General features: G+C 63.0%; 25 protein-coding genes and 1 pseudogene. 11 read left to right on the forward strand and 15 right to left on the reverse strand.

The genetic code is table 11. From position 1 onward, the window contains the following. Window positions 1–181 precede the first annotated feature (181 nt). From B0G82_RS32880 to B0G82_RS32900, 5 genes are all read left to right on the forward strand, one after another. The gene (locus B0G82_RS32880) at window positions 182–3,010 is read left to right on the forward strand and encodes a molybdopterin cofactor-binding domain-containing protein (protein ID WP_121310324.1); all 2,829 of its coding nucleotides are present in this window, start codon (window positions 182–184) and stop codon (window positions 3,008–3,010) included. After that, window positions 3,007–3,771, forward strand: coding sequence for a (2Fe-2S)-binding protein (locus tag B0G82_RS32885; protein ID WP_121310325.1), 765 nt, complete (start codon window positions 3,007–3,009; stop codon window positions 3,769–3,771). The genes B0G82_RS32880 and B0G82_RS32885 overlap by 4 nt, the downstream gene beginning before the upstream one ends. Continuing rightward, entirely contained in the window at window positions 3,768–5,027 is a 1,260-nt protein-coding gene (locus B0G82_RS32890) for a cytochrome c (protein WP_121310326.1), read from the forward strand. The genes B0G82_RS32885 and B0G82_RS32890 overlap by 4 nt, the downstream gene beginning before the upstream one ends. A gap of 246 nt (window positions 5,028–5,273) precedes the next feature. Next, window positions 5,274–5,690: a hypothetical protein gene (locus B0G82_RS32895; protein WP_116144279.1), complete on the forward strand. Its 417-nt coding sequence runs from the start codon at window positions 5,274–5,276 to the stop codon at window positions 5,688–5,690. 623 nt (window positions 5,691–6,313) lie between these two features. Further along, window positions 6,314–7,288, forward strand: a complete 975-nt coding sequence (locus B0G82_RS32900; protein WP_121310327.1) for a peptidoglycan DD-metalloendopeptidase family protein — start codon at window positions 6,314–6,316, stop codon at window positions 7,286–7,288. 10 nt (window positions 7,289–7,298) lie between these two features. Here B0G82_RS32900 and B0G82_RS32905 read toward each other — a convergent pair whose 3' ends face one another. After that, a complete protein-coding gene (locus B0G82_RS32905; RefSeq protein ID WP_121310328.1) occupies window positions 7,299–8,117 on the reverse strand; it encodes an alpha/beta hydrolase in 819 nt (272 codons plus the stop codon). Window positions 8,118–8,558: 441 nt separating this feature from the next. Next, the gene (locus tag B0G82_RS32910) at window positions 8,559–8,957 is read right to left on the reverse strand and encodes a hypothetical protein (RefSeq protein ID WP_106280784.1); all 399 of its coding nucleotides are present in this window, start codon (window positions 8,955–8,957) and stop codon (window positions 8,559–8,561) included. A 404-nt stretch (window positions 8,958–9,361) separates the two neighbouring features. Between B0G82_RS32910 and B0G82_RS32915 the strand changes: the two genes are divergently transcribed. The 4 genes and pseudogenes from B0G82_RS32915 to B0G82_RS40750 all read left to right on the forward strand — a co-directional run. Next, window positions 9,362–9,817: a (2Fe-2S)-binding protein gene (locus B0G82_RS32915; protein ID WP_121310329.1), complete on the forward strand. Its 456-nt coding sequence runs from the start codon at window positions 9,362–9,364 to the stop codon at window positions 9,815–9,817. 1 nt (window position 9,818) lies between these two features. Next, entirely contained in the window at window positions 9,819–12,071 is a 2,253-nt protein-coding gene (locus tag B0G82_RS32920) for a xanthine dehydrogenase family protein molybdopterin-binding subunit (RefSeq protein ID WP_121310330.1), read from the forward strand. A gap of 12 nt (window positions 12,072–12,083) precedes the next feature. Continuing rightward, window positions 12,084–13,364, forward strand: a complete 1,281-nt coding sequence (locus B0G82_RS32925) for a cytochrome c (protein ID WP_121310331.1) — start codon at window positions 12,084–12,086, stop codon at window positions 13,362–13,364. 76 nt (window positions 13,365–13,440) lie between these two features. Continuing rightward, window positions 13,441–13,628: pseudogene (locus B0G82_RS40750) on the forward strand (aromatic alcohol reductase); the annotation flags it as partial. 375 nt (window positions 13,629–14,003) lie between these two features. On the opposite strand, the gene B0G82_RS40755 reads toward B0G82_RS40750, so the two are convergent. The 9 genes from B0G82_RS40755 to B0G82_RS32975 form a co-directional block, all read right to left on the reverse strand. Further along, a complete protein-coding gene (locus tag B0G82_RS40755) occupies window positions 14,004–14,147 on the reverse strand; it encodes a hypothetical protein (protein ID WP_241974924.1) in 144 nt (47 codons plus the stop codon). Between the two features lie 2 nt (window positions 14,148–14,149). After that, the gene (locus B0G82_RS40760) at window positions 14,150–14,461 is read right to left on the reverse strand and encodes a hypothetical protein (RefSeq protein ID WP_241974926.1); all 312 of its coding nucleotides are present in this window, start codon (window positions 14,459–14,461) and stop codon (window positions 14,150–14,152) included. A 115-nt stretch (window positions 14,462–14,576) separates the two neighbouring features. Then, window positions 14,577–14,924: a hypothetical protein gene (locus tag B0G82_RS32945; RefSeq protein WP_116144287.1), complete on the reverse strand. Its 348-nt coding sequence runs from the start codon at window positions 14,922–14,924 to the stop codon at window positions 14,577–14,579. A 233-nt stretch (window positions 14,925–15,157) separates the two neighbouring features. After that, entirely contained in the window at window positions 15,158–15,496 is a 339-nt protein-coding gene (locus B0G82_RS32950; protein WP_121310332.1) for a CcdB family protein, read from the reverse strand. Window positions 15,497–15,515: 19 nt separating this feature from the next. Further along, window positions 15,516–16,493, reverse strand: a complete 978-nt coding sequence (locus B0G82_RS32955; RefSeq protein ID WP_121310333.1) for an IS5 family transposase — start codon at window positions 16,491–16,493, stop codon at window positions 15,516–15,518. Window positions 16,494–16,524: 31 nt separating this feature from the next. Next, the gene (locus B0G82_RS32960; RefSeq protein ID WP_241974928.1) at window positions 16,525–16,812 is read right to left on the reverse strand and encodes a type II toxin-antitoxin system CcdA family antitoxin; all 288 of its coding nucleotides are present in this window, start codon (window positions 16,810–16,812) and stop codon (window positions 16,525–16,527) included. Between the two features lie 193 nt (window positions 16,813–17,005). Beyond that, window positions 17,006–17,437 (reverse strand): hypothetical protein, encoded by a 432-nt coding sequence (locus B0G82_RS32965; protein ID WP_121310334.1) that lies wholly within the window; start codon window positions 17,435–17,437, stop codon window positions 17,006–17,008. 37 nt (window positions 17,438–17,474) lie between these two features. Then, window positions 17,475–17,849, reverse strand: a complete 375-nt coding sequence (locus B0G82_RS32970) for a DUF3564 domain-containing protein (RefSeq protein WP_116144293.1) — start codon at window positions 17,847–17,849, stop codon at window positions 17,475–17,477. A gap of 71 nt (window positions 17,850–17,920) precedes the next feature. Further along, the gene (locus B0G82_RS32975; RefSeq protein ID WP_181916810.1) at window positions 17,921–18,256 is read right to left on the reverse strand and encodes a cytochrome C; all 336 of its coding nucleotides are present in this window, start codon (window positions 18,254–18,256) and stop codon (window positions 17,921–17,923) included. A gap of 235 nt (window positions 18,257–18,491) precedes the next feature. Between B0G82_RS32975 and B0G82_RS32980 the strand changes: the two genes are divergently transcribed. Together B0G82_RS32980 and B0G82_RS32985 are read left to right on the forward strand one after the other, a co-directional pair. Beyond that, window positions 18,492–18,767: a DUF1488 domain-containing protein gene (locus B0G82_RS32980; RefSeq protein WP_116144295.1), complete on the forward strand. Its 276-nt coding sequence runs from the start codon at window positions 18,492–18,494 to the stop codon at window positions 18,765–18,767. A gap of 97 nt (window positions 18,768–18,864) precedes the next feature. Continuing rightward, a complete protein-coding gene (locus tag B0G82_RS32985; RefSeq protein ID WP_121310335.1) occupies window positions 18,865–19,851 on the forward strand; it encodes a zinc-dependent alcohol dehydrogenase family protein in 987 nt (328 codons plus the stop codon). An 81-nt stretch (window positions 19,852–19,932) separates the two neighbouring features. Here the strand turns inward: B0G82_RS32985 and fnr are convergent, their stop codons facing one another. The 4 genes from fnr to B0G82_RS33005 form a co-directional block, all read right to left on the reverse strand. Then, window positions 19,933–20,721: a fumarate/nitrate reduction transcriptional regulator Fnr gene (fnr, locus tag B0G82_RS32990; protein ID WP_121310336.1), complete on the reverse strand. Its 789-nt coding sequence runs from the start codon at window positions 20,719–20,721 to the stop codon at window positions 19,933–19,935. Beyond that, window positions 20,714–21,145 (reverse strand): response regulator, encoded by a 432-nt coding sequence (locus tag B0G82_RS32995; RefSeq protein WP_116144301.1) that lies wholly within the window; start codon window positions 21,143–21,145, stop codon window positions 20,714–20,716. The genes fnr and B0G82_RS32995 overlap by 8 nt, the downstream gene beginning before the upstream one ends. 217 nt (window positions 21,146–21,362) lie before the next feature. Further along, window positions 21,363–22,013 (reverse strand): response regulator transcription factor, encoded by a 651-nt coding sequence (locus B0G82_RS33000; protein WP_116144303.1) that lies wholly within the window; start codon window positions 22,011–22,013, stop codon window positions 21,363–21,365. Next, window positions 22,010–23,356 (reverse strand): PAS domain-containing sensor histidine kinase, encoded by a 1,347-nt coding sequence (locus B0G82_RS33005; RefSeq protein WP_121310337.1) that lies wholly within the window; start codon window positions 23,354–23,356, stop codon window positions 22,010–22,012. The genes B0G82_RS33000 and B0G82_RS33005 overlap by 4 nt, the downstream gene beginning before the upstream one ends. Window positions 23,357–23,396: the final 40 nt, after the last annotated feature.

The raw sequence follows: 23,396 nt of genomic DNA on the forward strand, positions 1-23,396 counted from the left end.
CCCTCGTGGTGACAGCCGTCCAGCGCAAGTTCGTCGTGTGTGCCAGCACACACGCGGACGCTCGCGTGCGACGGTCCGCGCCCGCGTCTTTCTGACGACGCCGGAACCGTTGCCTCGCGGGCCGCCTCGATGGAAGCCCCGCGAGGCCGGGTTGCCGCCGTATTCACTAAAGGAGAAGTCCATGGGGAAACTCGACCTTTCGCGTCGCAGTTTTCTGAAGGCCAGCGTGTTGGCGGGTGTGTCGGTGTATATCGCGCCGATGGGCAGCCGCGCATTCGCTGCGTTGTTCGAAGAGAAAATCCTGACGCCCGTGCAGTGGGATGCGGCCAACGGTCAGGCGAAATTCCGCATCGACGGGATCTCCAAAGTTACGGGCTCGAAAGTGTTCGCGCGCGACATTCGCGCCGCCGACATGCCGCACTGGCCGCAGCAGCAATCGCACGCTTTCATTCTGCGCACGACGCAAGCCGACCGCAGCTACGAAGGCTTCGACCTGTCGCTGCTCGGCGACGAACTGAAGCCGGACCGCGTGATCACCGCTGCCGATCTGGCGCGCGACGGCCTGATCTTCCCGGCTTTCTACGGCGACGACATGCTGTTGCCGCCGGGCAAGACGCCCGCGTATCTCGGCCAGGCGGTGGCGATCCTGATCTATCACGACTTCGCGCGCTTCCGCTTCGCAAAAGACAAGCTGAAGTTTCAGGATCAGATCATCCGTTACGGAGCGTCGACCGGCGCGCTCGAACGCGATCCGTGGGGCACGTTCCGCTTCGTGCGCGTCGGCGGCAAGACGCCGTACGACGACGACACCTTCTCCAGTCTGAAAGACGCGCCTGTTTTCCCGAGCATGATGCGCAAGCACCAGCCGGTGTGGCCGGACGGCGTCGAACACGGCAAGCTCGACGAGCAGGGCATGTTCCACGCCGCGCGCATCCAGCAGGAACTCGATCAGCCGTCGGCCGACTGGCTGGTGATGGAGCGCGAGTACAACACGCAGTCGATCGACACGGCCGCGCTCGAGCCCGACAACGCGAACTGCTGGTACGACGCGGCGACGCAATCGCTGCATATGGTCGTGCCGACCCAGGCGCCGTCGGAGGTTGCCGACAGCGCGGCCGAGATGGTCGCGAAGTGCGCGTTCCCGGTGAAGCATCTGTTCCTCCACCCGTGTTACACGGTGGGCTACGGTTCCAAGGATCACTTCAACGTGCCGTTCTACGGCCTCGTTTGCGCAATGTATTCGGACGGCCGTCCCGTGCGCCTCGCCAACGATCGCTACGAGCAGTTCCAGACTTCGTTGAAGCGCCACGCGTTCAAGATGAACTACCGCATCGCCGTCGATAAAAAAACCGGCCTGCTGCAATCGTTCAAGGCGCAGATGGAAGCGAACGGCGGCGGACGTTGCAACTTCTCGCCGTCGGTGGCAATGGTCGGTGCGACGGCCGCGCAGTCGATCTATTACTTCCCGAAGAACGATCTGTCGGCGGTGGCGATTGCTTCGCGCGCGATCGACGCGGGTTCCGCACGCGGCTACGGCACGCTGCAGAGCATGGCCGCGACCGAGATGATGATCGATGAAATCGCCGCGCAGCTCGAACTCGATCCGATCGAGTTCCGCCTGAAAAATGCGTTGCGTTCCGGCATGAAGAACACGCAAGGCGCAGTGCCGGCCGGCGCGATTCGCGTCGACGATGTGCTGAACAAAGCCAAGCTGCATCCGCTGTGGACGAACCGCGCGAAGCGCAAGGCCGAGTTCGAAGCGGCGCATCCGGGCAAGCGTTACGGCGTCGGCTTCGCGTGCGTGCAGAAGGACTTCGGCACCGGCGCGGAGACTTCGTTCGCGAAGGTCGAATTCAGTGCCGACGGCAAGATCAGCCTGCAACACACGGCCGCCGAAATCGGCACCGGCATGTCGACCTCGCAGGCCGTCGCGGTGGCGAAATGGCTCGGCAAGCCGGCCACCGACGTGCACGTCGCCATCACCGACTGGCCCGATCTGCCCGTGGTGACGAGCGGCGATCCGTACATGATGTCGCAAGCCGATCAGGACAAACTCGCGGCGAATCCGCGCTGGTCGCCGGGTTACGCGTCGCCCTCGAGCGCGACGAATTCCGCTTACTACTTCACGCACAGCACGCGCGAAGCGGCGCGCGTCGTGTTCACGCATGGTCTGTGGCCGGCGGCGATGTCGATCTGGAGCCAGGGCATTGGCGGCGGCCAGGCCGCGCCGTTGCTGGTGCGTATCGAAGACGCGCGCTGGGTCGACGGCAAGCTCTCCGCGGCAGGCCTCGAAGCGCTGCCGTTCGAACAGCTCGCGAACAAGGCTCACGAACTCGGACTCGTGACCGGCGCGACCGTGCACGTGTTCAACCGGTGGCAGTGGACCGAAGCGGACTTCGAGATCGACGGCAGCATCGAGCGCTGGCCGCTCGACGGGCTCGCGGTGCGCTACGGCGACAGCGCGTCTGCCGATAAGCAGAAGACGCAGACCACGCCGAATCGCTATCGCGTGCTGGATCGTCAGCGTGTGTTCATTCCGCCGGTCCAGCGCAACAACGCGGCCGTGACGTACTACAGCGCGGTCGGCACGCTGGTCGAACTGTCGGTGCATGAAGCAAGCGGCAAGGTCGAGCTGCTCGCGCATCACTCGATCATGGAATGCGGCAATCAGATCTCGCCGCAACTCGTGTCCGGCCAGTTGCAAGGCGGTCTGGCCATGGGCATCGGCCACGCGCTGCATGAATATCTGCCGCTCTACGAAGACGGCCCCGGCAACGGGACATGGAACTTCAATCGTTACCACTTGCCGCGCGCGACGGACGTCGCCGTCTGGACGCAGACCGGCGAAGTGCTGCCGCCGCTGACCGAAACCGATCCGCCGAAGGGCATCGCCGAAGTGGTGATGATTCCCGTGGTCGGCGCCATCGTGAACGGAATCGCGCACGCGATCGGGCATCGCTTTACCGACCTGCCGGTCACCCCGCAACGTATTCAGGAGGTGCTCGCATGACGGCCCCCAATCAAACCAACGCAAATGTCGCTAGTGGCGCGGTAAGCGCTGCTGCAGCAAGTGGCGCTTCCGCAAGCAGCGCTTACGCCGCCTCTGCAAGCGGTTCTTTTGCCACTCAGGCGAGCGGCGTCGCCGCGGCTTCGGCTGCCGTCGCTGCCAGCGCGCCTGCGGGTGCGTCCGCAGCCAGCGCGGTCGAGCGACCGCTGACGCAATTCCGCTCGATGCCGTTGTCGATCAAGGTGAACGGCGAGATCGTCGGCCCCACCGATGTGCCCGCCGGCCTGATGATGATCGACTATTTGCACGAGTACCTTCACTTGACCGGCTCGCGCCTCGGCTGCGGCCAGGGTGTTTGCCACGCGTGTGTGGTGATCGTCGACAAACCGGACGGCAGCAGCGAAGAAGTGCGCACCTGCATCACCGGCGCGAATTTTTTTCACGGCAAGTCCATTCGCACGATCGAAGGCCACGCGAAGCGCAACGAAGCCGGCGAGGTCGTCGCACTGGCGCCGATCCAGCAGAAGTTTCTCGAGCACTTCAGTTTTCAGTGCGGCTATTGCACGCCGGGCTTCGTCAATGCGGCGACCGTGTTGATCGAACGCCTGAAGCGTCAGCCGGTCGCTAGAGACAACGTCGAGGAAACCATTACCGAAGCGTTGAACGATCACATCTGCCGCTGCACGGGCTACGTGCGCTACTACGAAGCCGTGAAGGAAGTCGTGCTGACGACGCCGGGCCTCGTAAAGGACGCCGCACAATGAGGCGACCCATCACCTTGCGCCGCACGCTCTTGCTGCTCGGTACGGTGCTCACGCTGAGCGCGTGCGGCGGTAAGCACGACGACTCCGCCGCACTGGCCGCGGCCGCCGCATTGGGACCGCAAGCCACCGCCGCCGATCCACTCGCGCGCGGCCGCTACCTCGTCAAAGCCGCCGATTGCGCCGCCTGCCACACCGCGGCAGACGGCGCGCCGTTCGCCGGCGGCGTGAAGCTGGCTTCGCCGTTCGGCACCTTCTACGGCACGAACATCACGCCGGACAAGGACCACGGTATCGGCAACTGGAGCGCGGACGACCTGTACAAGGCGCTGCACGACGGCGTGGCACCGGGCAAGCGGCTCTATCCGGCCATGCCGTACACGTCGTACCGCCGGCTGTCGCGCGCGGACAGCGATGCGATCTACGCGTACCTGATGGCGCAGAAGCCGGCCGCGGTGGCGAACCACGAGCCCGAACTGTCGTTCCCGTTCACGCTGCGTTTCGGCGTGCGTTTCTGGAACTGGATGTTCCTGGAAGACGCGTTGCCGGATGCGTCGACGGGACAGACGGCGCAGTGGAATCGCGGACGCTATCTGGCGAGCGCGCTCGGCCATTGCACCGAGTGTCATACGCCGCGCGGCACGTTCGGCCAGCTCGACGGTGCCAAGCCGTTGACCGGCGCGGCGCTTGGCCGGATCGCGGCGCCGGATATCACGCCGCATGGTCTCGCGGCTCGCGGCTGGACCGCGGCGGATTTGCAGACGTTCTTCGCCACCGGCATCGCGCCGCAGGGCTCGGCATTCGGCGAGATGTATCCCGTGGTGCATCTGAGCAGCCAGTACCTGACGCATGAGGACTTGCGCGCGATCTCGACCTACCTGCTCGGCGACCAGGCCCCCGCGCCGCAACCGCTGCAGCCGGTTTCCGCGGACGCCGCTCAGCTCGAAGCAGGGCGCAACGTGTATCTGGGCGTGTGCGCGGGCTGTCATGGATTGAACGGCGAGGGCAAGCCGCATGTTGCCGTGCCGATGCACGGCAATTCGACGCTGCGTCAAAGCGATGCCCACAATCTGATTGCGGCGATGCTCGACGGCATCGGCGCGCAGGATTTTCCGGGCCTCGAACGGATGCAGGAGATGCCCGGCTTCGCCACGCAACTCAGCGATATGGAACTCGCGCAACTCGCCAATTATCTGCGTGCGACGTGGGGCGGCCAGCCTGCCGATGTGACGGCGGATGCGGTGAAAGCACTGCGTTGAACCTTTGATGTGCTTCCGGCGCCTACCGTCAGGGCGCTGTGCGCAGGCATTCGCAGAAACCGACGCCTCGGGTTGTTAAGGGCGTCGGTTTTTGCTTGCGCCGCTTCGGTCATCGTGCCTCCTCGTGATGTCGCGCAATGAACTCGCGCGCCATGGTCTGCTCAAATGGTATCGCGCCGCTACCGGCTTGCGGCGCGCCCTTACGTTTCCGCCGTAGGCAAGGCAGATTCCTTTCACGGAGACTTCATGAGCAATCGCGCGACGGAGATCCTTCCGCATCATAGTTACGTTTATTCGCTGGGCGCGCCGCTGGCCTGCGTGCAAGGCACGATCAGCAAGGTGTTCGCCAGCCCGGAAAATCACAACGGCGCCAATCACCAGCACTTCGTCATCAAGATCGACACTGTGGTGAAGTTCGAAGGCGGTACGGAAAATCTCGTGGGCACCGAGGTCTTCGTCGCCGTGCGGTTCGGCGACAACGAGGGCCTCGCGCATGAGATTCCCAACTTGCAGGCAGGCGAGCCGATCGAAGCCCAGGGCGAGTACATCCCCGACGCCAAAGCCTATCCCACCGAAGACAATCGCAATCCCGTTCTGCCGGTGCTGCACTTCACGCATCACCCGGTCGGTTACGTGAAATACCAGGGGCAGTATTACAGCTAGCCCTGTCCGGTCGCGCCGGACGGACGCCGTTCCGTCCGAGCGCCGCGACGACTCTCACTTCACTCCCACGGTCGCCACCCGCTGACGATTCAAGTTTTCACGCCACTCTGCCGTTAATGCAAACGTTATCGCGCGTTTGCCGAGGTGGGGCCGCAGGTGCCTTTTGCATGAATTGCAAACGCGCACCCGATCCGCCGCAGTACACGAAACGCGGTCCTGCAACAACCGGAATTGCGACGGTCATGCGGATGCCTGACGGGCACGCGCCGCGCGTTCACGTTGCATGCGCAACGTTTTCCGCAATACCCAGCGTAAGGTTTGTATCAAAGTATGTGGCTCGACGCGTTTTGTATAAAACGCACTTTACAATTCCGCTTGAATTTTAATCGGCAATCTGGCCCTTTCCGCGGAAGATCGGCTGTTTCGGCGGGCGCCATGGGCGCGTCCAAGTGTTCGGCAGCTTGTGAAGGCGAGGGGTTGGATTGGTCGGCAAGGTGAGGGCGAGCGCCGCACGAGGCGGCTTTGTCGTGTCGCAGGGAAAGCAGCGCGCCGTGCGGGCGTGCGCATCGCTTGCGACAAGGCAACATCCAGCTCGCCAATGAACGAGGCAGGAGTCGAACAAGATGGGAAAGCGCTTCGACAGAACAATGATGGCCAGTCTGGCTGGCGTATGGGTCGCGCTGGCGGTCAGCGGTTGTGCGAATGTGGGCCAGCAGGGCGCGCAGACAGGCGCGGCAGCGGGCGCAGCGCCCGCGTCCGGTGCGCCGGCGGCAACCGCGCCGGCCTCCGATGCGACAGCGGTTGCACCGCCCGGCATCAATGCCGACGGGAGCGCGCTGCTCAAGAATTCGCCGCCGCTCGTGTATCGCGTCAAACGTGGCGACAGCCTGGCGCGCATCGCGCAGCATCATCATTGCAGCGTGAAGCAGTTGCAGGCGTGGAACGGATTGAAGGCGTCCTCGCGGTTGAAGTTGGGACAGGTCTTGCATGTCGCGTCGCCGGAAACGGTGCGGGCGGTGAATGCGGCCAATGCCGCCAATGCGGCAGCGAAAGCCGCGGCGGCGTCCGCATCGAGTGCTTCGGTCGCCGCGCGGCAGCCGGCGTTGGCGCCGGGCGCTACGCAGTTACCGTCGCAAGCCGCGCAGACCGCGCAAGCCCCGCAGTCGCCGGCGCCTAGCTCCGCTGAAGCACGCGAAGTGGCGCATCAAACCGCACGGCACGCGAACGGCGTAGCGCTGGCCTGGCCCGCGGGCGGACGGGTGGTCGAGGGATTCCAGCCGGGCGAAACACGCGGCATCGAAATCGGCGGCAGGCCGGGCGATCCGGTACGCGCCGCGGCCGACGGCAAGGTGATGTACGCCGGCACGGGCCTGAACAGCTACGGCAGTCTGATCATCGTCCAGCACAACAAGGACTTTCTGACCGCCTACTCGCACAACCGCAAGCTGCTGGTCAAAACCGGCGATATCGTCATGCAGGGGCAGCAGATCGCGGAGATGGGCGACGAAAAGAACTCGCGCGTTTCCGTGGGTTTCGAGTTGCGCCGCGACGGCAAACCGATCGATCCGATGCCGTACCTGCCCCAAGGACGCGGCTAGGCGCGCGCCTTCAATCCAGCCACAGCAGCGCCACGGCGACGATCGCTTCCGGCGCGTCTTCCTGCATCAGATGGCCGGCTTTCGGCACCGCCTGAAAGCGCGCTTCCGGTATGGCCGCGGCCAGTTGACGGCCGCGCGCCAGTGGAATCCACTGGTCTTCTTCGCCCCACAGAATTTGCACCGGGCAACGTAGCTGCGCATAGCGCGCTTCGACCTCGTCGGTGTAGCGCTGATCCATTTGCGCAATCTGCCGGTAGAACGCGGGCTGGCCGGTTGCGCCGAGCCATGGCGTCACATAGGGCGCGAGTTCGTCGTCCGCAATCTCGCGCGCGATCGCGCCGCGCACATACGCTTTCACCACCGCCTCGTGAATGTACGGCGGCAGTCCGGCAAACGCGTCGCCGTGATCGCGCACATGCCGCACGAACGGCGAACCCCATGGCGCGACCGCTACCGGATCGATCAGCGTGAGGCTGCGGTAGTCGCAGCCATCGATCAGATGCGCGCGCAATGAAGTCGCGCCGCCGAAATCGTGCGCGATGACGTCCGGGCTTGTCAGTTGCCAATGCGCGAGCAATTCCGCCAGCAAGGCGTTCTGCACGCCGAGCGAGACGTCCGCGCCGTCGCGCTGTTCGGATTGCCCGTAGCCGAGCAGATCGTAGTAATAGACAGTGCGTGTCTGGGCGAGATGCGGTGCAATGCGATGCCACACATATGAAGAAAACGGCGTGCCGTGAACCAGCACCAGCGGCGGACCATTGCCCGTCACGTTGAAACGCACGGTTTGATCGCGGAAGGCATAGCTTTCGGGGAGCGGCCAGATTTGCATGGCGATGAGCGTTGCAAGAAGGTCTGCCTACCTTAGCAGGGCTTCGTGAAGCATGCTGACCGGCTTTTCGTAGCTCCCGCAGAAGATCTCCCGCAGAAGCTCACCTTTGTTTTATTCAGCAAAGCCAGGCAAATTGAGCCATGACCAGATCGCGCACTCGTTTCAATCGAAAACGAGCGAGGCCGGCAACACGCACTCTTACGAATCGCGCATAAATTGGCCTGAAACAAGGCCTCGTTGCGTTGGACGTGTTCGAAAACCCTGGTAATCGCGACGACGGCGCACCCATGCCGTCATCGCGCAGACACGGCGCGATGGGTCGAAGCGCGCGTATTCAATGGTGAGGAAATTCGGGAGCCGAGGCGGGTGAACGCAACGCGCCACACGATCAGCGCGGCCCGAACTCGCACCACACGAGCGCAGAAGGCCGCGCGCAACCGGCTACTTCGATTCGTACCCGCGTAACAACTGCGACACCTGGCCATGGTGATGCAGGATCGCCGGATCGGCCTGCAACAGCGGCAGATAGCGTGGCAAAAAAGTATTGTTCGGCTGGTCCGGCGAGAAAAGTCCCGTCACCGCTTCGGCCGCGGCGATGCGGTCGGCGGCTTCGGCTTCCTTATCGTCGAGAATTTCGTCGACGTTCGCTATGACTGTCGAGAGCGCCGCGAGCCAGCGGAACCCCGACCCGTTGATGAGCACCTGCAGGAAAGCTGCCGGTGTGACCGGGCCAAATTCCTTTTCGTACACGGCACGTTCGTGATCGAGAATGGCTTTGTGCAGCGCCAACAGCGGCCGGCGAATGTCCGAGAGGAATTGAGTGCATTGCGAGTCGTCCATGTGTGCTGCTCCTTCGGATAGTCAGACCGGATCCATGCTAACAAAATCGCCCGGCATTGATTCAACTAGATTCACTGGCGTATAGAGGCCGATCATCAAGGCCGATGCGCGGATCGTTTGCCGTCGATTAAAAACACCTTTCAACCGCGCACTCAGCACCCGCGAAATGCATCGGGCTGACCGCAGTGTGCAGCCACGAGGCGAATTTTTTAATGCGCGTCTACAATTCGCCGGTCAGTATCGGCAGGTTCGCGCCCATGCATTTATCGCCGTTTTCAAGGACCGGAAAAACACCATGCGTATTAGTCCAGTTAGTCGAATAAACGCGGCGAGTCTTTATGTTTTGGTCTGACGCCCCTGTCTAAACAGCTTGATAAACAATAAACCCCACTCGGAGCCGCTCCATGACAACGCTGAATATCAATGGCCAGACGCACACCGTCGACGCGCCGCCCGACATGCCTCTCTTGTGGGTCTTGCGCGATATCGTCGGTCTGACCGGCACGAAGTTCGGTTGCGGCATTGCCCAATGCGGCGCGTGCACCGTGCACCTCGACGGCGTGGCGGTGCGCTCGTGCGTATTGCCGGTAGCGGCCGTCGGCGATAAAAAGATCACGACGATCGAAGCGGTGGGCAGCACGCCGGCCGGTCAGAAGGTGCAGCAGGCCTGGCGCCAACTGGACGTGGTGCAATGCGGCTACTGTCAGTCGGGGCAGGTCATGTCGGCGGCGTCGCTGCTGGCAGGCAACCCCAATCCTACCGATGCGGACATCGACGCCGCCATGGCCGGCAATATCTGCCGCTGTGGAACCTACAACCGTATCCGCGCGGCGATCAAGCAAGCCGCCAAGGGGGCTTGATATGTCCCAAGGTCTGCTTGATTCACAGAACGGCGCGCAAGCGTCGAAGGCCGGCGCGCGCGCCGCAGCTGGCTTTTCACGCCGCAGCTTTCTGAAGTTCGGCGTGACGGTCGGCGCGGCGGCGGGCGGCGGCCTGCTGCTCGGCTTCAGCATGCCGGCCGCGAGCCAGGATGAGAAGGCCGGCAAATCGGTGATCGGCGGCGACGGCGTAGAAACGCCGCAAAGCGGCGTGTTCGCGCCGAACGCGTTCATCCAGATCGATACCGCGGGCAAGGTCACGCTCGTGATTCCGAAGGTCGAGATGGGCCAGGGCGTCTACACGTCGATTCCGATGCTCATCGCCGAAGAACTCGAAGTGCCGCTCGACACGATCACCATCGATCACGCGCCGCCGAACGAAAAGCTCTTTATGGATCCGCTGCTCGGCGGCCAGCTCACGGGCGGCTCGACCTCGATCCGCTACGCGTGGGAGCCGATGCGCAAAGCGGGCGCCACTGCGCGCACCATTCTGATCAGCGCGGCGGCGCAGCAATGGCAGGTCGATCCGGCAAGCTGCCATGCGCAGGCCGGACAGGTGATTCACGAGGCCAGCAAGCGCAGCATCGGTTACGGTCAGCTGGCGACGGCAGCTGCCGGTCTGCCCGTGCCGCAGAACGTCAAGCTCAAGGACCCGAAGGACTTCAAGCTGATTGGTACGGCGGTTAAGCGCCTCGATTCGCCGGAGAAGGTGGACGGCACCGCGATGTTCGGTCTCGACGTGCGCGTGCCCGACATGGTCTACGCGGCGATTGCGAACTGCCCGGTGTTCGGCGGCACGCTTGCCAGCGTCGACGACACCAACGCGAAGAAAATCCCCGGCGTGCGCCAGGTCATCAAGATCGACAACGCGGTCGCGGTGATCGGCGACCACACGTGGGCCGCCAAACGCGGCGTGCAGGCGCTCGTCATCAAATGGAACGAAGGGGCGGGCGCGAACCTGTCGATGAAGCAGATCGTCGACGACCTCGCCAATGCCTCGCAGCGCGACGGCGCGGTGGCGCGTAAAGACGGCGACGTCGGCAATGCGTTCTCCAATGCGAAGACACGCGTCGACGCCGTGTATCAGCAGCCGTTTCTCGCGCACGCGACCATGGAGCCGATCAACTGCACGGTGCATGTGCGCCCCGACGGCTGCGAGGTCTGGCTCGGCTCGCAGGTGCCGACGCGCGTGGTGGATGCCGCCGCGGCGGTCACGGGTCTGCCCGCCGACAAGATCGTCGTGCACAACCATCTGATCGGCGGCGGCTTCGGCCGGCGGCTCGAGTTCGACATGGTCACGCAAGCCGTGAAGGTGGCCAGGCAGGTGTCGACGCCGGTGAAAGTGGTCTGGACACGCGAGGAAGACATTCAGCACGACATGTACCGCCCGTATTACTACGACAAGATTTCGGCCGGGCTCGACGCGAATGGCAAACCGGTCGCATGGCAGCACCGGATTGTCGGCTCCTCGATACTGGCGCGGTTTGCGCCGCCCGCGTTCAAGAACGGCATCGATCCAGACGCGGTCGAAGTCGCGTCGGATCTGCCGTACGACTTGCCCAACCAGTTGATCGACTACGTTCGCCAGGAACCGCGCACGGTGCCCACCGCATTCTGGCGCGGCGTGGGACCGACGCGCGGGACCTTCGTGGTGGAGAGTTTCATCGACGAACTCGCGGCGCAGGCGAAAGTCGATCCGGTCAAATACCGTCAGGACCTGCTCGGCAAGACACCGCGCGCGCTGAACGTGCTCAACGTCGCCACCCAGGCCGCGAACTGGGGCAGCGCCGTGCCGAAGGGCCAAGGGCGCGGCGTGTCGGTCATGCACGCGTTCGGCAGTTTCTTTGCGGTGGTGGTGGACGTCGCGGTGGAGCAGGGCGAGGTGGCGGTCAAGCACGTAACGTGTGCGGTCGATTGCGGCATGGTGGTCAATCCGAACACGGTCGAAGCGCAAGTGCAGGGCGGCATCATCTTCGGCATCACGGCGGCGCTCTACGGCGAGATCACGATCAAGGACGGCCGCGTCGAGCAGAACAATTTCACCGATTACCGGATGCTGCGGATCGATCAGACACCGCCTATCGATGTGCATATCGTGAAGAGCAGCGAGGCGCCCGGTGGCATCGGCGAACCCGGCACGGCGGCGCTCGCGCCCGCGCTGACCAACGCGATTTATGCGGCCACCGGCAAGCGGCTGCGGCAATTGCCGGTCGGCAGCCAACTGCAAACCGTCTGAACGGAGCCCGACATGAAAAACACACTGAAGGGTTTCGGCGCGGCGTTGTGCGTGGCACTGCCGTTGTTCGCGCAAACTCCGGCGCGAGCGGCGGATCAGGCGTTGGTGCAACGCGGCGCTTATCTGGCGAACGTCGGCGATTGCGTCGCCTGTCATACGGCGCCGAAGGGCAAGCCCTTCGCGGGCGGCCTGCCGATGGCCACGCCGATGGGCCAGATCTACACCACCAACATCACGCCGGACCCGCAGACGGGCATTGGCGGCTATACGGAAGAGGACTTCGCGCGGGCGATGCGCGAAGGCGTGGCGAAAGACGGCCACAACCTCTATCCGGCGATGCCGTATCCGTCGTACGCCAAGGTCAACGACGACGACATGAAAGCGCTGTACGCGTATTTCATGAGCGGCGTGGCGCCGGTGCAGCAGGCGAATCGCGAGCCGGACATCAAGTGGCCGTTGAACATGCGCTGGCCGCTGAAGTTCTGGAACATGGTGTTCCTGGATAAAGGCGTCTATCAGGACAAGCCGGGCAAGGACGTCGCGTGGAATCGGGGCGCGTATCTGATTCAGGGGCTCGGACACTGCGGGTCGTGCCATACGCCGCGCGGCATCGCGTTCCAGGAAAAGGCGCTGGATGAAAGCGGCAGCGCGTTCCTGACCGGCGGCGTGCTCGACGGCTGGTTCGCGGCGAACCTCACCGGCGAGCAGAACGTCGGTCTGGGCCGCTGGAACGATCAGGACTTGCAGGCGTTTCTGAAGACCGGCGCGAATCGCCATGCCTCCGCATTCGGTTCGATGACCAGCGTGATCAACAACAGCACGCAGGGCATGAACGATACGGATATCGCGGCGATGTCGACGTATCTGAAGTCGCTGCCGCCGTCAGGGGGCAACGGTGCGCCGCCTTATAAGTACGATCCGCAGGCGACGAAGGTGTCGCTGAACCGTCCCGCGAACGATGCCGGCGCGCGCGTCTATACGGCGTATTGCATGCACTGCCACGGTGTCGATGGACGCGGCTTCGCGCCGATGCTCGCGCCGTTGTCCGGCAATCCGAACGTGCTGGAGAAGGATCCGTCGTCGCTGATCAACGTGACGTTGAACGGCACCGAGGACCTGGTGATCGGCGGCATTCCCGCGCCGTATCCGATGCCGAAGTACGCGCCGGTGCTAAACGACCAGCAGATCGCGGATGTGCTGACTTTCGTGCGGGCCGGATGGAACAACGGCGCGCCCGCGGTGACGGCGGACGACGTGGCGAAGTTGCGCAAGTCGACGCACGCGGCTCGTTAGTTCTGCGAGGGTGGCGAGAAAAATACGGCGACAGCCAGTGGTCAGTGGCGCGCGTGAGAATCGCGAGGCGACGCGGAGCGTGCAGTATTTGCTGGACGAGTTGGCGCTTGCCGCACGATATGACGCGAGTATCGTGCGGCTTTTGCTGAAGGGCGGGGCGTCGCATGGAACAAGAAGGGGACGTTCAATCAACACCGCGCCATTCCGGTCACCGACGTGGCATCGTGGATCAATGCAAACCTTACTTCGGGCCGCAGCGAGTAATCGTGAGTCCGACCGTCCAGGCAAACGGCATCCACGACAGCTTTCCCGAACACAAAGCCCGACCCCGGCGATGGGGAAGGGCTGCCGTACTCCGTACTGACTTCCACCGAATTCTGCTCGGCGAAGTCGGCGTTTGAAAGCAATGCAGCAGGTGGCCGAAGTTGCTTGTCAGCGGTCGCTGCTGCGGAGAATCTGTCGCTGCGGATAAGCCGTCGTTCTTACAGCCATCCCAGGTCGTTTCTGCGCGAGAAATTGCAGCGACACATGGTGCGCGCGCTGCGGCAAACCGAAGACCACCGCATGCTCGCCAGGCGCCTCGTACGCGAAACGCCATGCCGTCGACGCAGACCGCGAGGCCCGGCGTCATGGAACGACTCACTGTCGGATCCGCGGGTAGATCGAACTGCCGATCGTCAGCGAAGTTGCCGTGGTCGACGCGAAACGGATCTCGTAGAGGTCGCGTCCAAAATTGCCCTGCACCTTGATCGACATGCCGCCGAGCGTATCACTCAGCGGCACGATCAGTTCATAGCGAAGATCATCGTTGCCGTACAGCACGTAGCGCGGGAGTTCGGCGAGTGTCGCGAAGAACGCACGGTGTTGCCCTTGACCATCGCGATCGAGATCGCGGCGACGGGATTCGACGGATCGCTGACGGCCTGCTGGATCATCTGTTGACCGAGCGCAATGGTCTGCTGATAGGGCGTCGACTGGATGTCGCCGTTGCCGCAGCCGGGCAGCACCGCCGCGAGCATCCCGGCGCCGGTGTAGCCGGGAAATTGCCGCCGGCCTACGCTGAAAGGAACCTCGTGACTGCGATCGCACTTGGTCACGGCATTCTATATGGCACGCCTTCGACTTGACAAAGCTCCTTGGTGCGACAGAGCCATACTGAACATTCCTCTCCGCACCCGGTAACGGAGCGCATGCGCAGTCACGGTGCCGTGATTATTTCTGTCGAGTTTCGTCGTGGAACTCGACGTCCTCGACCACGTTGTCGATATCCATGCGTTGTCCCGCACGCACGTGCACCTGTTGCTCGTGCGTTTGCTGTGCGCGCATTGCTTGCTCGCGAAGCTGTTTGCGCAGATCGCGCGTTTTCCACCAGACAAAACCGCCGATCAAAATGCCTGCTCCAAGCACCGCCGCCAACATCACGAGCGAAACGGCGAACCCCACGACGAGTAGGGCAGCGCCTGTCACCACGGCTAGTACCTTCGCCAATAGGCTCGGCGGACCAGGACGCATAGTTGCGCCACTCTGCTTGAGCCTTTCCTGATGCTTGTTGAATTCCATTGCATCTCCAATCGCGGTTTCCCGGGGCGGCTTCAAGGGTGAAGCGCAACCGCGAGATAAATGTTTAGAAGTTTGATCCTGATTTGCTGATACGAGGGTTGTGCCATTTGAACAAAGCCGTCCTGTTATCGCTCAGTATGCGCCCAAGTTCTGGGCGAGCGCCGCGAGGATGGTCTAACGTCGATCTGTGAGGGGACCGATGCACTTGCTGAGAGCGGTCAGGGGAACCGCGCTTATGCCAGCGTATCAAGCAAACATTCTTCGCCGCTGATTTCGAAAACGGGAAGCAGGTCGGATGGTTTGCCGGAGAAGGCAAGATGTCGGAGAGGTTGCAGAAGAATCACGATGCGCACCGGCAGAATGCCGACATGGATGCTTTGCACGTCGAGTAGGTAAGGCGCAAGTTTGCGCGTCTCAATGTCGGGGTTCGTGTAGAGATCGAACCGGGCCTTTAAGGCTACACTGAACAAGCCGCGAAATTGGCGACGCGTTAGCAATTTGAACGTCGTCAAGTCATGAGGCCGAGCTTGCGCCGTTGCTTTGCGGCCCTCGCGGGCCTTGTGGGCGGGCACTTTGCCCGCCTTTGGCCCACTATGGGCGTACCGATGCCGTCAGTTGCCTGCGCGACAGGTAGACGTTGGCCAGCGCGAGCGCGACGAACGCCCGGTTGGCGTTCTTTGCCAACCCGCGATAGCGCACCTTCGTAAATCCCCATAGTCGCTTCACGACCGCAAAGACATGCTCGACCCGGGCCCGGATCTTCGACTTGTTGCGATTCCTGCCGCGCTGCACCTCGTCGACTTCTCCGCCCGCACGACGCGTCCGCTGATTGGTGAAGTCGCGTGCCTTCGGCGCCTTGCCGTGAATCAGGTCTTTCTGGCTCGCATAGGCGCTGTCGCCGTAGACGCGCTGCTCCTGGCCGTGCAGCAATTGCGGCAGCGGGTGCTTGTCATGCACGTTGGCCGGAGTGAGCACTGCGCTGTGCGCCAGCCCGCTTTGGCTATCGACACCAATGTGCAGCTTCATGCCGAAGTACCACTGCTTACCCTTGCGGGTCTGATGCATCTCGGGGTCGCGCGCCTTCTGTTCATTCTTTGTCGAGCTCGGCGCACCGATGATCGTGGCGTCCACGATGGTGCCGCTCCTGAGCTTCATGCCGCTGGCCTGAAGTACCCGGCCCACTTCGGCGAAGAGCTGCTCACCCAGTTGGTGGGTCTCCAGCAGGCACCGGAATTTGAGCAGCGTCGTCGCGTCCGGCACGGCTTCGCAGCCCAGATCAATACCCACAAAGCGACGCAGGCTAGCACTGTCGTACAGTGCCTCTTCGCAGGCGAAGTCGGCCAGATTGAACCAGTGCTGGATGAAGTGAATCCGCAACATGCGCTCCAGACCAATTGGCGGGCGGCCATTGCCGCGTTTCGGATAGTGCGGCTCGATCACCGCGCACAACTGCGCCCATGGCACGATCGCATTCATCGTGTCGAGAAACTCGTCGCGCCGCGTGCGTTTGCGGTGCGTCTCAAAACCCGCACCTTGATCGGCTGCCATCGCCAGCGTCTGCTGCTTCATCCTGGTTCGCCTTCCTCATTCAATCCGATCTCTATAACGCTTGACGCACCGGATCGGTGGACTTAATCAGCGTTGCCTTAAACGTCCTCCATTTCGCGAGCGGAAGCCCGTCGCGATCGACCATCATGGTGTAAGCGGCGACCAACTCGGCGTTATCGTCCGCCCAACGGCGCGCCTCCGCCTCCTGGATTTCTTCGTGCACGCCGCGCTCGCTCGCCCACGAAAGATTAATAACCCACTGCTTGGCCCGCTCCAGCACCTCCGGCGGCAAGGTGACGTTGGTGGATTTACGCGGTCGAACTTCGAGTGCTTTACCCATGTGGGGCTTCGTGTTGCATACCATGTGCATGGTGACGCACAAGCTCGATGGATCGCAAGGGCATTGGTTGGTGGCTGGTTATAAAAGGAAGCAATATGGCGGAGTCAGGCAGGGCGGTCCTGAGGTACGTCATGGGCGACGCATGCAAATTCGATCGGAAAAATGCCGGTGCAAGTATTTGATATTAAATGCGTTACGAAGCGTCGTTCGGCTCCAGCCGCAGCGCGCCCCATCCTAGCGGGGCAAACACACGGCCGCCGGCCAGTTCGACCAGTTCCACGAATTTCTCGAGTGACACGCCCGCGGCAATCCGAACCGGCGCGTTGCTGATGAAATTCTGCGTGCGCAGCCATGGCGCGTCACCTCGATTGATTTCGTTGACGCTGCGCGCATGGCCGTCGTAACCCGCGTCGGGCGGCAGCAGCGGCCCGTCAAATGCGACGGTCAGGATCTGCTGCGCCGCATCGTCATAAGGCGGGCCGGCGTGTTTTTCATAGGGCACACGCTCCCATCCGTCGCCCCACTGCTGAGCGAGCGGTATACGCGTGAAATACGCCCACGGCGCACGCACGAAACAGAGCCCGTAAGCGTGGCGCGCGCCGTCCAGATCGGTCGTGAGTCCCATGAAGTTCGCTCCTTGAGGTGTCGGTGAAGTGCGTGCTTCACATGTCATTCCCGGCGGCAAAAAGGCCGTGTTCCGGGGCGATCTGATCGGTGTCGATACATTGCACGTGCCAGTGGCCGGACATCAGGTCGCGGCCGCGTTCCGCGCACCACTGTGCACGTCCGGTCTCGCCCTCGAAAGGCCCGGCGCAAGCGTTAAGGTCGAGCCCTTCGAGCACGCAAACCGGCGCCGAGCCGTCCGGGCCGCACACGAGCGTATTGCCGCAATCTACGTGCAGCACGCCCCATTCGGGCAGGTCAAGGCCGTGGTGACCTTCGCGCGACCATTGCCGGATATCTTTGTCGAGCCACAGGATTGCAAATGCCATCGGATGGGCACGGTCGAACGTGTCAAGGTGGACTGTGAGGCGCATGGAGAGTTCTCCGTAACATGCAGTCGTGTTCCAGCGAATTGGACCGCGAAAGTCGTGACTTAAAGGGTGGGTCATTGACTCAGGACCCATTCCACCAGCGTGCGCGCATCCTCTGCCGACAACGGGCCGCCGCGATCAGCGGGCAACGGCATCGCCATATCACCCCAATGCGCTTTGCCGCCGAGGCGTAGCTTGTGCTCAAGCATGAACTGGGCGTCGGGCACATTACGGTAGCGCTCGGCGATCTGCTCGAACGACGGCGCGAGGAACGGCGCATCGCGCGTGTGGCAAAACATGCAATGCTGCTGATCGACTAACGCGGTCGGCTCCGGCTCGGCGTGCGCGGTAGAGGCAGCCAGCACAAACACGGCACATGCCGCCAGACAGCTTCGGAATGGTGTGTTCAAGGCACGCGCTCCTTTGCAAGGGAATAAGTTCAGTGTAGGAGCGGTGGCTTGCGTGCCGTTGACCTCGGTCAACCAGGACGCAAGCCCTGAATTTGACGTATCGCGCTTAGCTCCTATGCTGATGACAGACGGGTGTCGCACAGAACGGGCGGCCCCGAGAATGCGGTGCACGACGCGTAGGCGTGCAGAAACGCTGTCCCAGCCTCCCATCCTGCGCGACGAACCAGGTGCGGACATGAAGATTTATTTTCCTGAGGAACATCCGGAGTATTGCGCGCGTGATCTCGTCGTCGCGTTTCCGGCCGAGGTGGATGGTGCGCGTGTGCAGTGCGCGATTACCGCGGAGGCGCTAGAAGATCATTTCGGCGCCGTCTCGCTGCGCGAAGACGATTTGATCGCCGCATTCAATTCCAACCGGCATCCGATCGAACACGCAGCGAGGCGACTGCTTAACGAGATCGGCGCCAAGCCGGTGCTGATGCACAGCGGCTACTTCCGCTTTTGCGAGTGAATCCCATGGGACGGCGGAGCGCACGCCTCTTTCGATGCGTCACGCCGGCAGGAAGCCGGGTATTGGTCGCTCAGGCAAGTTCGAGGAGAATCATCCTATGCGTGCGATGCTATTTGACGGCAGTACGTCGTTTTTGCGTGAGCAGGAGTTGCCAGATCCCGTGCCCGGTGCCGGCCAGATCCTGATCGATATTCATGCGTGCGGCGTGTGCCGCACCGATCTTCATCTGGTTGACCACGAACTCGAGCATCCCAAACAGCCTGTCATTCCAGGTCACGAAATCGTCGGCACGGTAGCCGGCCTCGGCGCGGGCGTGACGGGGTTCGTCCTCGGAGACCGGGTGGGCGTGCCTTGGGTTGGCCACACGTGCGGGCATTGCCGCTACTGCCTGTCGGCGCGGGAAAATCTTTGCGACGATCCCGAATTTACCGGCTATACGATCGACGGCGGTTTCGCTGAGCGCACCATTGCCGACAGCCGCTACTGCTTTCATCTGCCGGAGCAGTACACCGACATCGAGGCGGCGCCGCTGCTATGCGCCGGCCTGATCGGCTATCGCACGTTGAGCATGGCGGGCGACGCGCAGCGCATCGGCATTTACGGTTTCGGCGCCGCGGCGCATATCGTCGCGCAGGTCGCGCGTCATCAGCAGCGCACGGTGTACGCGTTCACGCGCCCGGGCGATCACGCGGCCCAGCAACTCGCGCTGCGTCTCGGCGCGGCGTGGGTGGGCAGCAGCGCGGAGGCACCGCCCGAGGAACTCGATGCGGCTTTGCTTTTCGCACCGGTCGGTGCACTCATTCCGTTAGCATTGCAAGCGGTCGCGAAAGGTGGCGTGGTGGTCTGCGGCGGGATTCACATGAGCGACGTCCCGTCGTTTCCGTACGCGTTTCTGTGGGGCGAGCGGCGCGTGGTGTCAGTCGCGAATCTGACCCGCGATGACGGGCTGGCCTTCATGCGCATTGCGGGCGAGACGCGCCTCGAAATCAAAACGACGACTTATCGGCTGACGGACGCCAATCAGGCCCTGAGCGATCTGCGCGATGGCAGGCTCACGGGTGCGGCAGTGCTCGCTGTCCGTTAGCGTGGCCGGGCCCGGCGGCCGGCATCGCCTTACGATCGCGGCGTTTGCGGCCGACGGCCGGGTCGCGAGCCGCGTCTATATTCAAACCCGCACAAGGCCTTCGTGATCGAGAATCCGGATGTCCTTGCCGTGCGTATCGAGCAGTCCGTCGCGCTGAAATTTAGAGAGCATCCGGCTGACCGTTTCGAGCTTGATTCCCAGATAGCTGCCGATTTCCTCGCGCGTCATGCGCAGGTGAAATTCCGCCGGCGAATATCCGCGCATTCTCAGGCGGTCCGACAGATTCAGCAGGAATGTCGCCACCCGCTGCTCGGCGGACATCGTGCCGAGCAACATCATCTGCGATGACTCGCGCACGATCTCGCCGCCCATCATGCGGTGCACGTGTTGCTGGACGGCTTTGACTTCGCGGCACATGGCTTCGAGAAGATGGAATGGGATGATGCAAACCTTGCTGTCTTCGAGTGCGACAGCATCGCAACTATGGTAGCCGGAGCAGACCCCGTCGAGGCCCAGCGAGTCGCCGGCGAGATGGAAGCCCGTGACCTGTTCGCGGCCGTCGCGATGCATGACAACGGTCTTGAACGAGCCCGCGCGTACGGCGTAGATGCTCTGAAACGAGTCGTTCGCACGGTAGATCGTTTCGCCCTGTTTGATGGTTCGCGACGGGCAAATAAGCGATTCGATCCTTTGCAATTCTTCGGCTGTCAGGCCGTGCGGCATGCAGATCGAGCGCATCGAGCAGGCCGTGCAGCGCAGTGCGCCCTTGCGCGGAGCGCTTGCATTTGCCGATACTTGTCCGGGGAGCGGCGATCCTTGCGGACGGGCAAGCGCGGGCGAGATGGCGGGAGATGCGGCGACGTCAGACATGGTGTGCTCCTGATTGAAAGAGGGCGTGCGTGCGATGTTCGCCAGCGATCCGTTGGATCGTGTTTCGCGCGAGATCGAATTCGCCGGTCTTGTCGAAAAAGTAGTGGGCGCCGCCTATCAGGCATGCGCGCCGAAACCAGGTGCCGCAATGGTTCGTCAGCACCATGACAACCACATGCGGCATTCTTTGTGCAAGCAACCCGAGCAACTCCAGGCCGGTGCCGCCGCTTAGATGCAACTCCGTCACGACCAGATCAGCCATGCCCGCGCCGATGCCCGCGAATGCCGCAGCAGGCTCCTCGGCTTCGCCGACGATCTCTACGCCGTCGAGTGCGCCGAGCAGCGCGGCCAGGCGGCGCCGCACCAACACGGCATCGTCGACGAGAAACACACGCAGCGCGCGGCGGTCAGGGCTTGAGTTCATGGCTCGAAGTATCGGTCGCGCTGTCTCAAAATAAAATCGGCGCCGAATGAACTTCGAGTAGGCAAGCGGGAAGGTGTGTAGGGAGTTTCCTACACGATGGTCAGGCGGATTAGGAAGATGCTGAGTGCGCTGCGTATGTGTCGAGCGACAGATCAGAGGCGCGCGTTCTCCGGGTCACAGTGCGGCGGCACCCGCAAGCGGACGGCTGCGAAGGCGCTCAGATGTCGTCCTCTTCGTCGCCGACCAGTTTGTGGCGCATCGCATAGCGCACCAGCGCCGCTTCGTGCGGCATCTGCATTTTTTCGAGGATGCGCGTCTTGTACGTGCTGACGGTCTTGCTGCTCACACACAGTTCGGCCGCGATCTCGGTGATCGTTTGACCGGCTGCAATACGCTTCAGGACGTCGAATTCCCGATCCGACAGCCGTTGATGCGGCAGCAGATCGGTCGGTTCATTCAGGCTTTGCGCGAACCGTTCGGCCATCGCAAGGCTCACGTACACACCGCCGGCAGCGACCTTGGTCACGGCCGCCACCAGTTCGGCGCTCGCGCTTTCCTTCGTCAGGTATCCGGATGCGCCGGCTTTGAACGCGCGCACCGCGTATTGCTGCTCGGCGTGCATGGTCAACACCAGGATGCGCAGCGTCGGCTTTTCCTCCTTGATCTGCTTGATTAACTCGACGCCGTTGCGGCCGGGCATGGACAGATCGAGCACCAGCACGTCGGCTGCCCGCTCGCGGATCAGCGCGATGGTGCTGACGCTATCGTTCGCTTCGCCGCTGACTTCGAAGCCGCTCGTGCTCTGCAGGATATGGCGCAGGCCGTCGCGCACCAGCGCGTGGTCGTCGGCAATCAGGACGCGCGTCATGTTTGTATCTCCTGCACTTGTACGGTCTCCACCGGAATGGTGACAGTCAACACAAAGCCTTTGCCGTGCGCGGTATGAATTTCGACCGCCCCGCCTAGCATGTGCGCGCGTTCGCGAACGCCGAGCAAGCCAAACGACTTGGCCGCCGGCTCCGCCGTGCGGTGCGCTCCCTGACCATTGTCGGCGATGCTGAGCTCGAAGGCCTGGTCTTTCGCCTGCAGATTGAGTGTAACCAGAGTGGCGTCGGCATGGCGCGCAACGTTTGTCAACGCCTCCTGCACGATCCGGAACAGCGCGGTGGCGCCTGCCGGGCTGAAGCGAGCGTCGCCGGTCTCGATTTGACGCTCCACGTCGATTCCGTAGCGGTTGGTGAAGTCGTTGGCGAGCCATTCGATCGCTGGAATGAGCCCGAGGTCGTCGAGCATGACCGGCCGCAGATCCGCCGCGATGCGGCGTACCGAGGCCACGGTGGTATCGATCAAGCGGCGCATGCCTTGCAGCTGGTCGCGCACCGCCGCGCCAGCCGAAGCATCCAGCGCCAGCTCGACCGACGAGATATCCATTTTCAGCGCGGTAAGTTGCTGGCCGAGATCGTCGTGCAGTTCACGGGCGATGCGTGTTTTCTCGTCTTCGCGGATCTTCTGCAGATTGGCCGACAGTTCGCGCAGTTCCTCGCGCGACTGACGTTGCGCGCGCTCCGCTTTGACGCGTTCCGTGATGTCGCGCAGCATCACCGTGTAGAGCCGCGTGTCGCCATCGCGAATCTGCGAGATGGAGGCCTCGAGCGGGAATTCCTCGCCGTTGGCGCGTAAGCCCGCCAGCACGCGTTGATTGCCCATCTGCCGGTCCGACACGCCGGTCACGCCGAATTGGGCGACATGCTGCGCATGCGCCGCCCGAAACCGCTCTGGGATGAAGCGAGCGAGCGGGGCGCCTATCGCGTCCATGGCGGAGCAGCCAAAAATCTGTTCCGCCATGGGATTGAAGATGACCACGCGCTGCTGTTCGTCGATCGTGATAATCGCTTCCATCGACGAACGGATGATCGCCATCATGCGAGCCTCGTTCAAGGCGGACTGGCCAATGCCTGCATTTGTTTCGCTGTTTGCATGAGCGCCATTTCGATGCGTGCGCACGAGCACAAACGCGCTCGTGGCGAGGAGAAAAGCGGCGGCGACGCAGATGATCAGCACGGGATCGAACCAGCGCCGCGCGGCCAGCATGACGGCCAGTGTCACGACGAACACGGTCGCCGCTGCGAGAGCCGGCGGCGCCGCAAACGAGCCGGACCGCCCGCGCAAAGCGGCAGTGCGGGAGGGGGGCGTGCCACCACTGACGGGCATGTGCGCCTCTTTGGAAAGGCTGCGAACAAGGATTGGTCGC

Origin of the sequence: Paraburkholderia sp. BL17N1, assembly GCF_003634175.1 — a bacterium.
Taxonomy (GTDB): Bacteria; Pseudomonadota; Gammaproteobacteria; order Burkholderiales; family Burkholderiaceae; genus Paraburkholderia.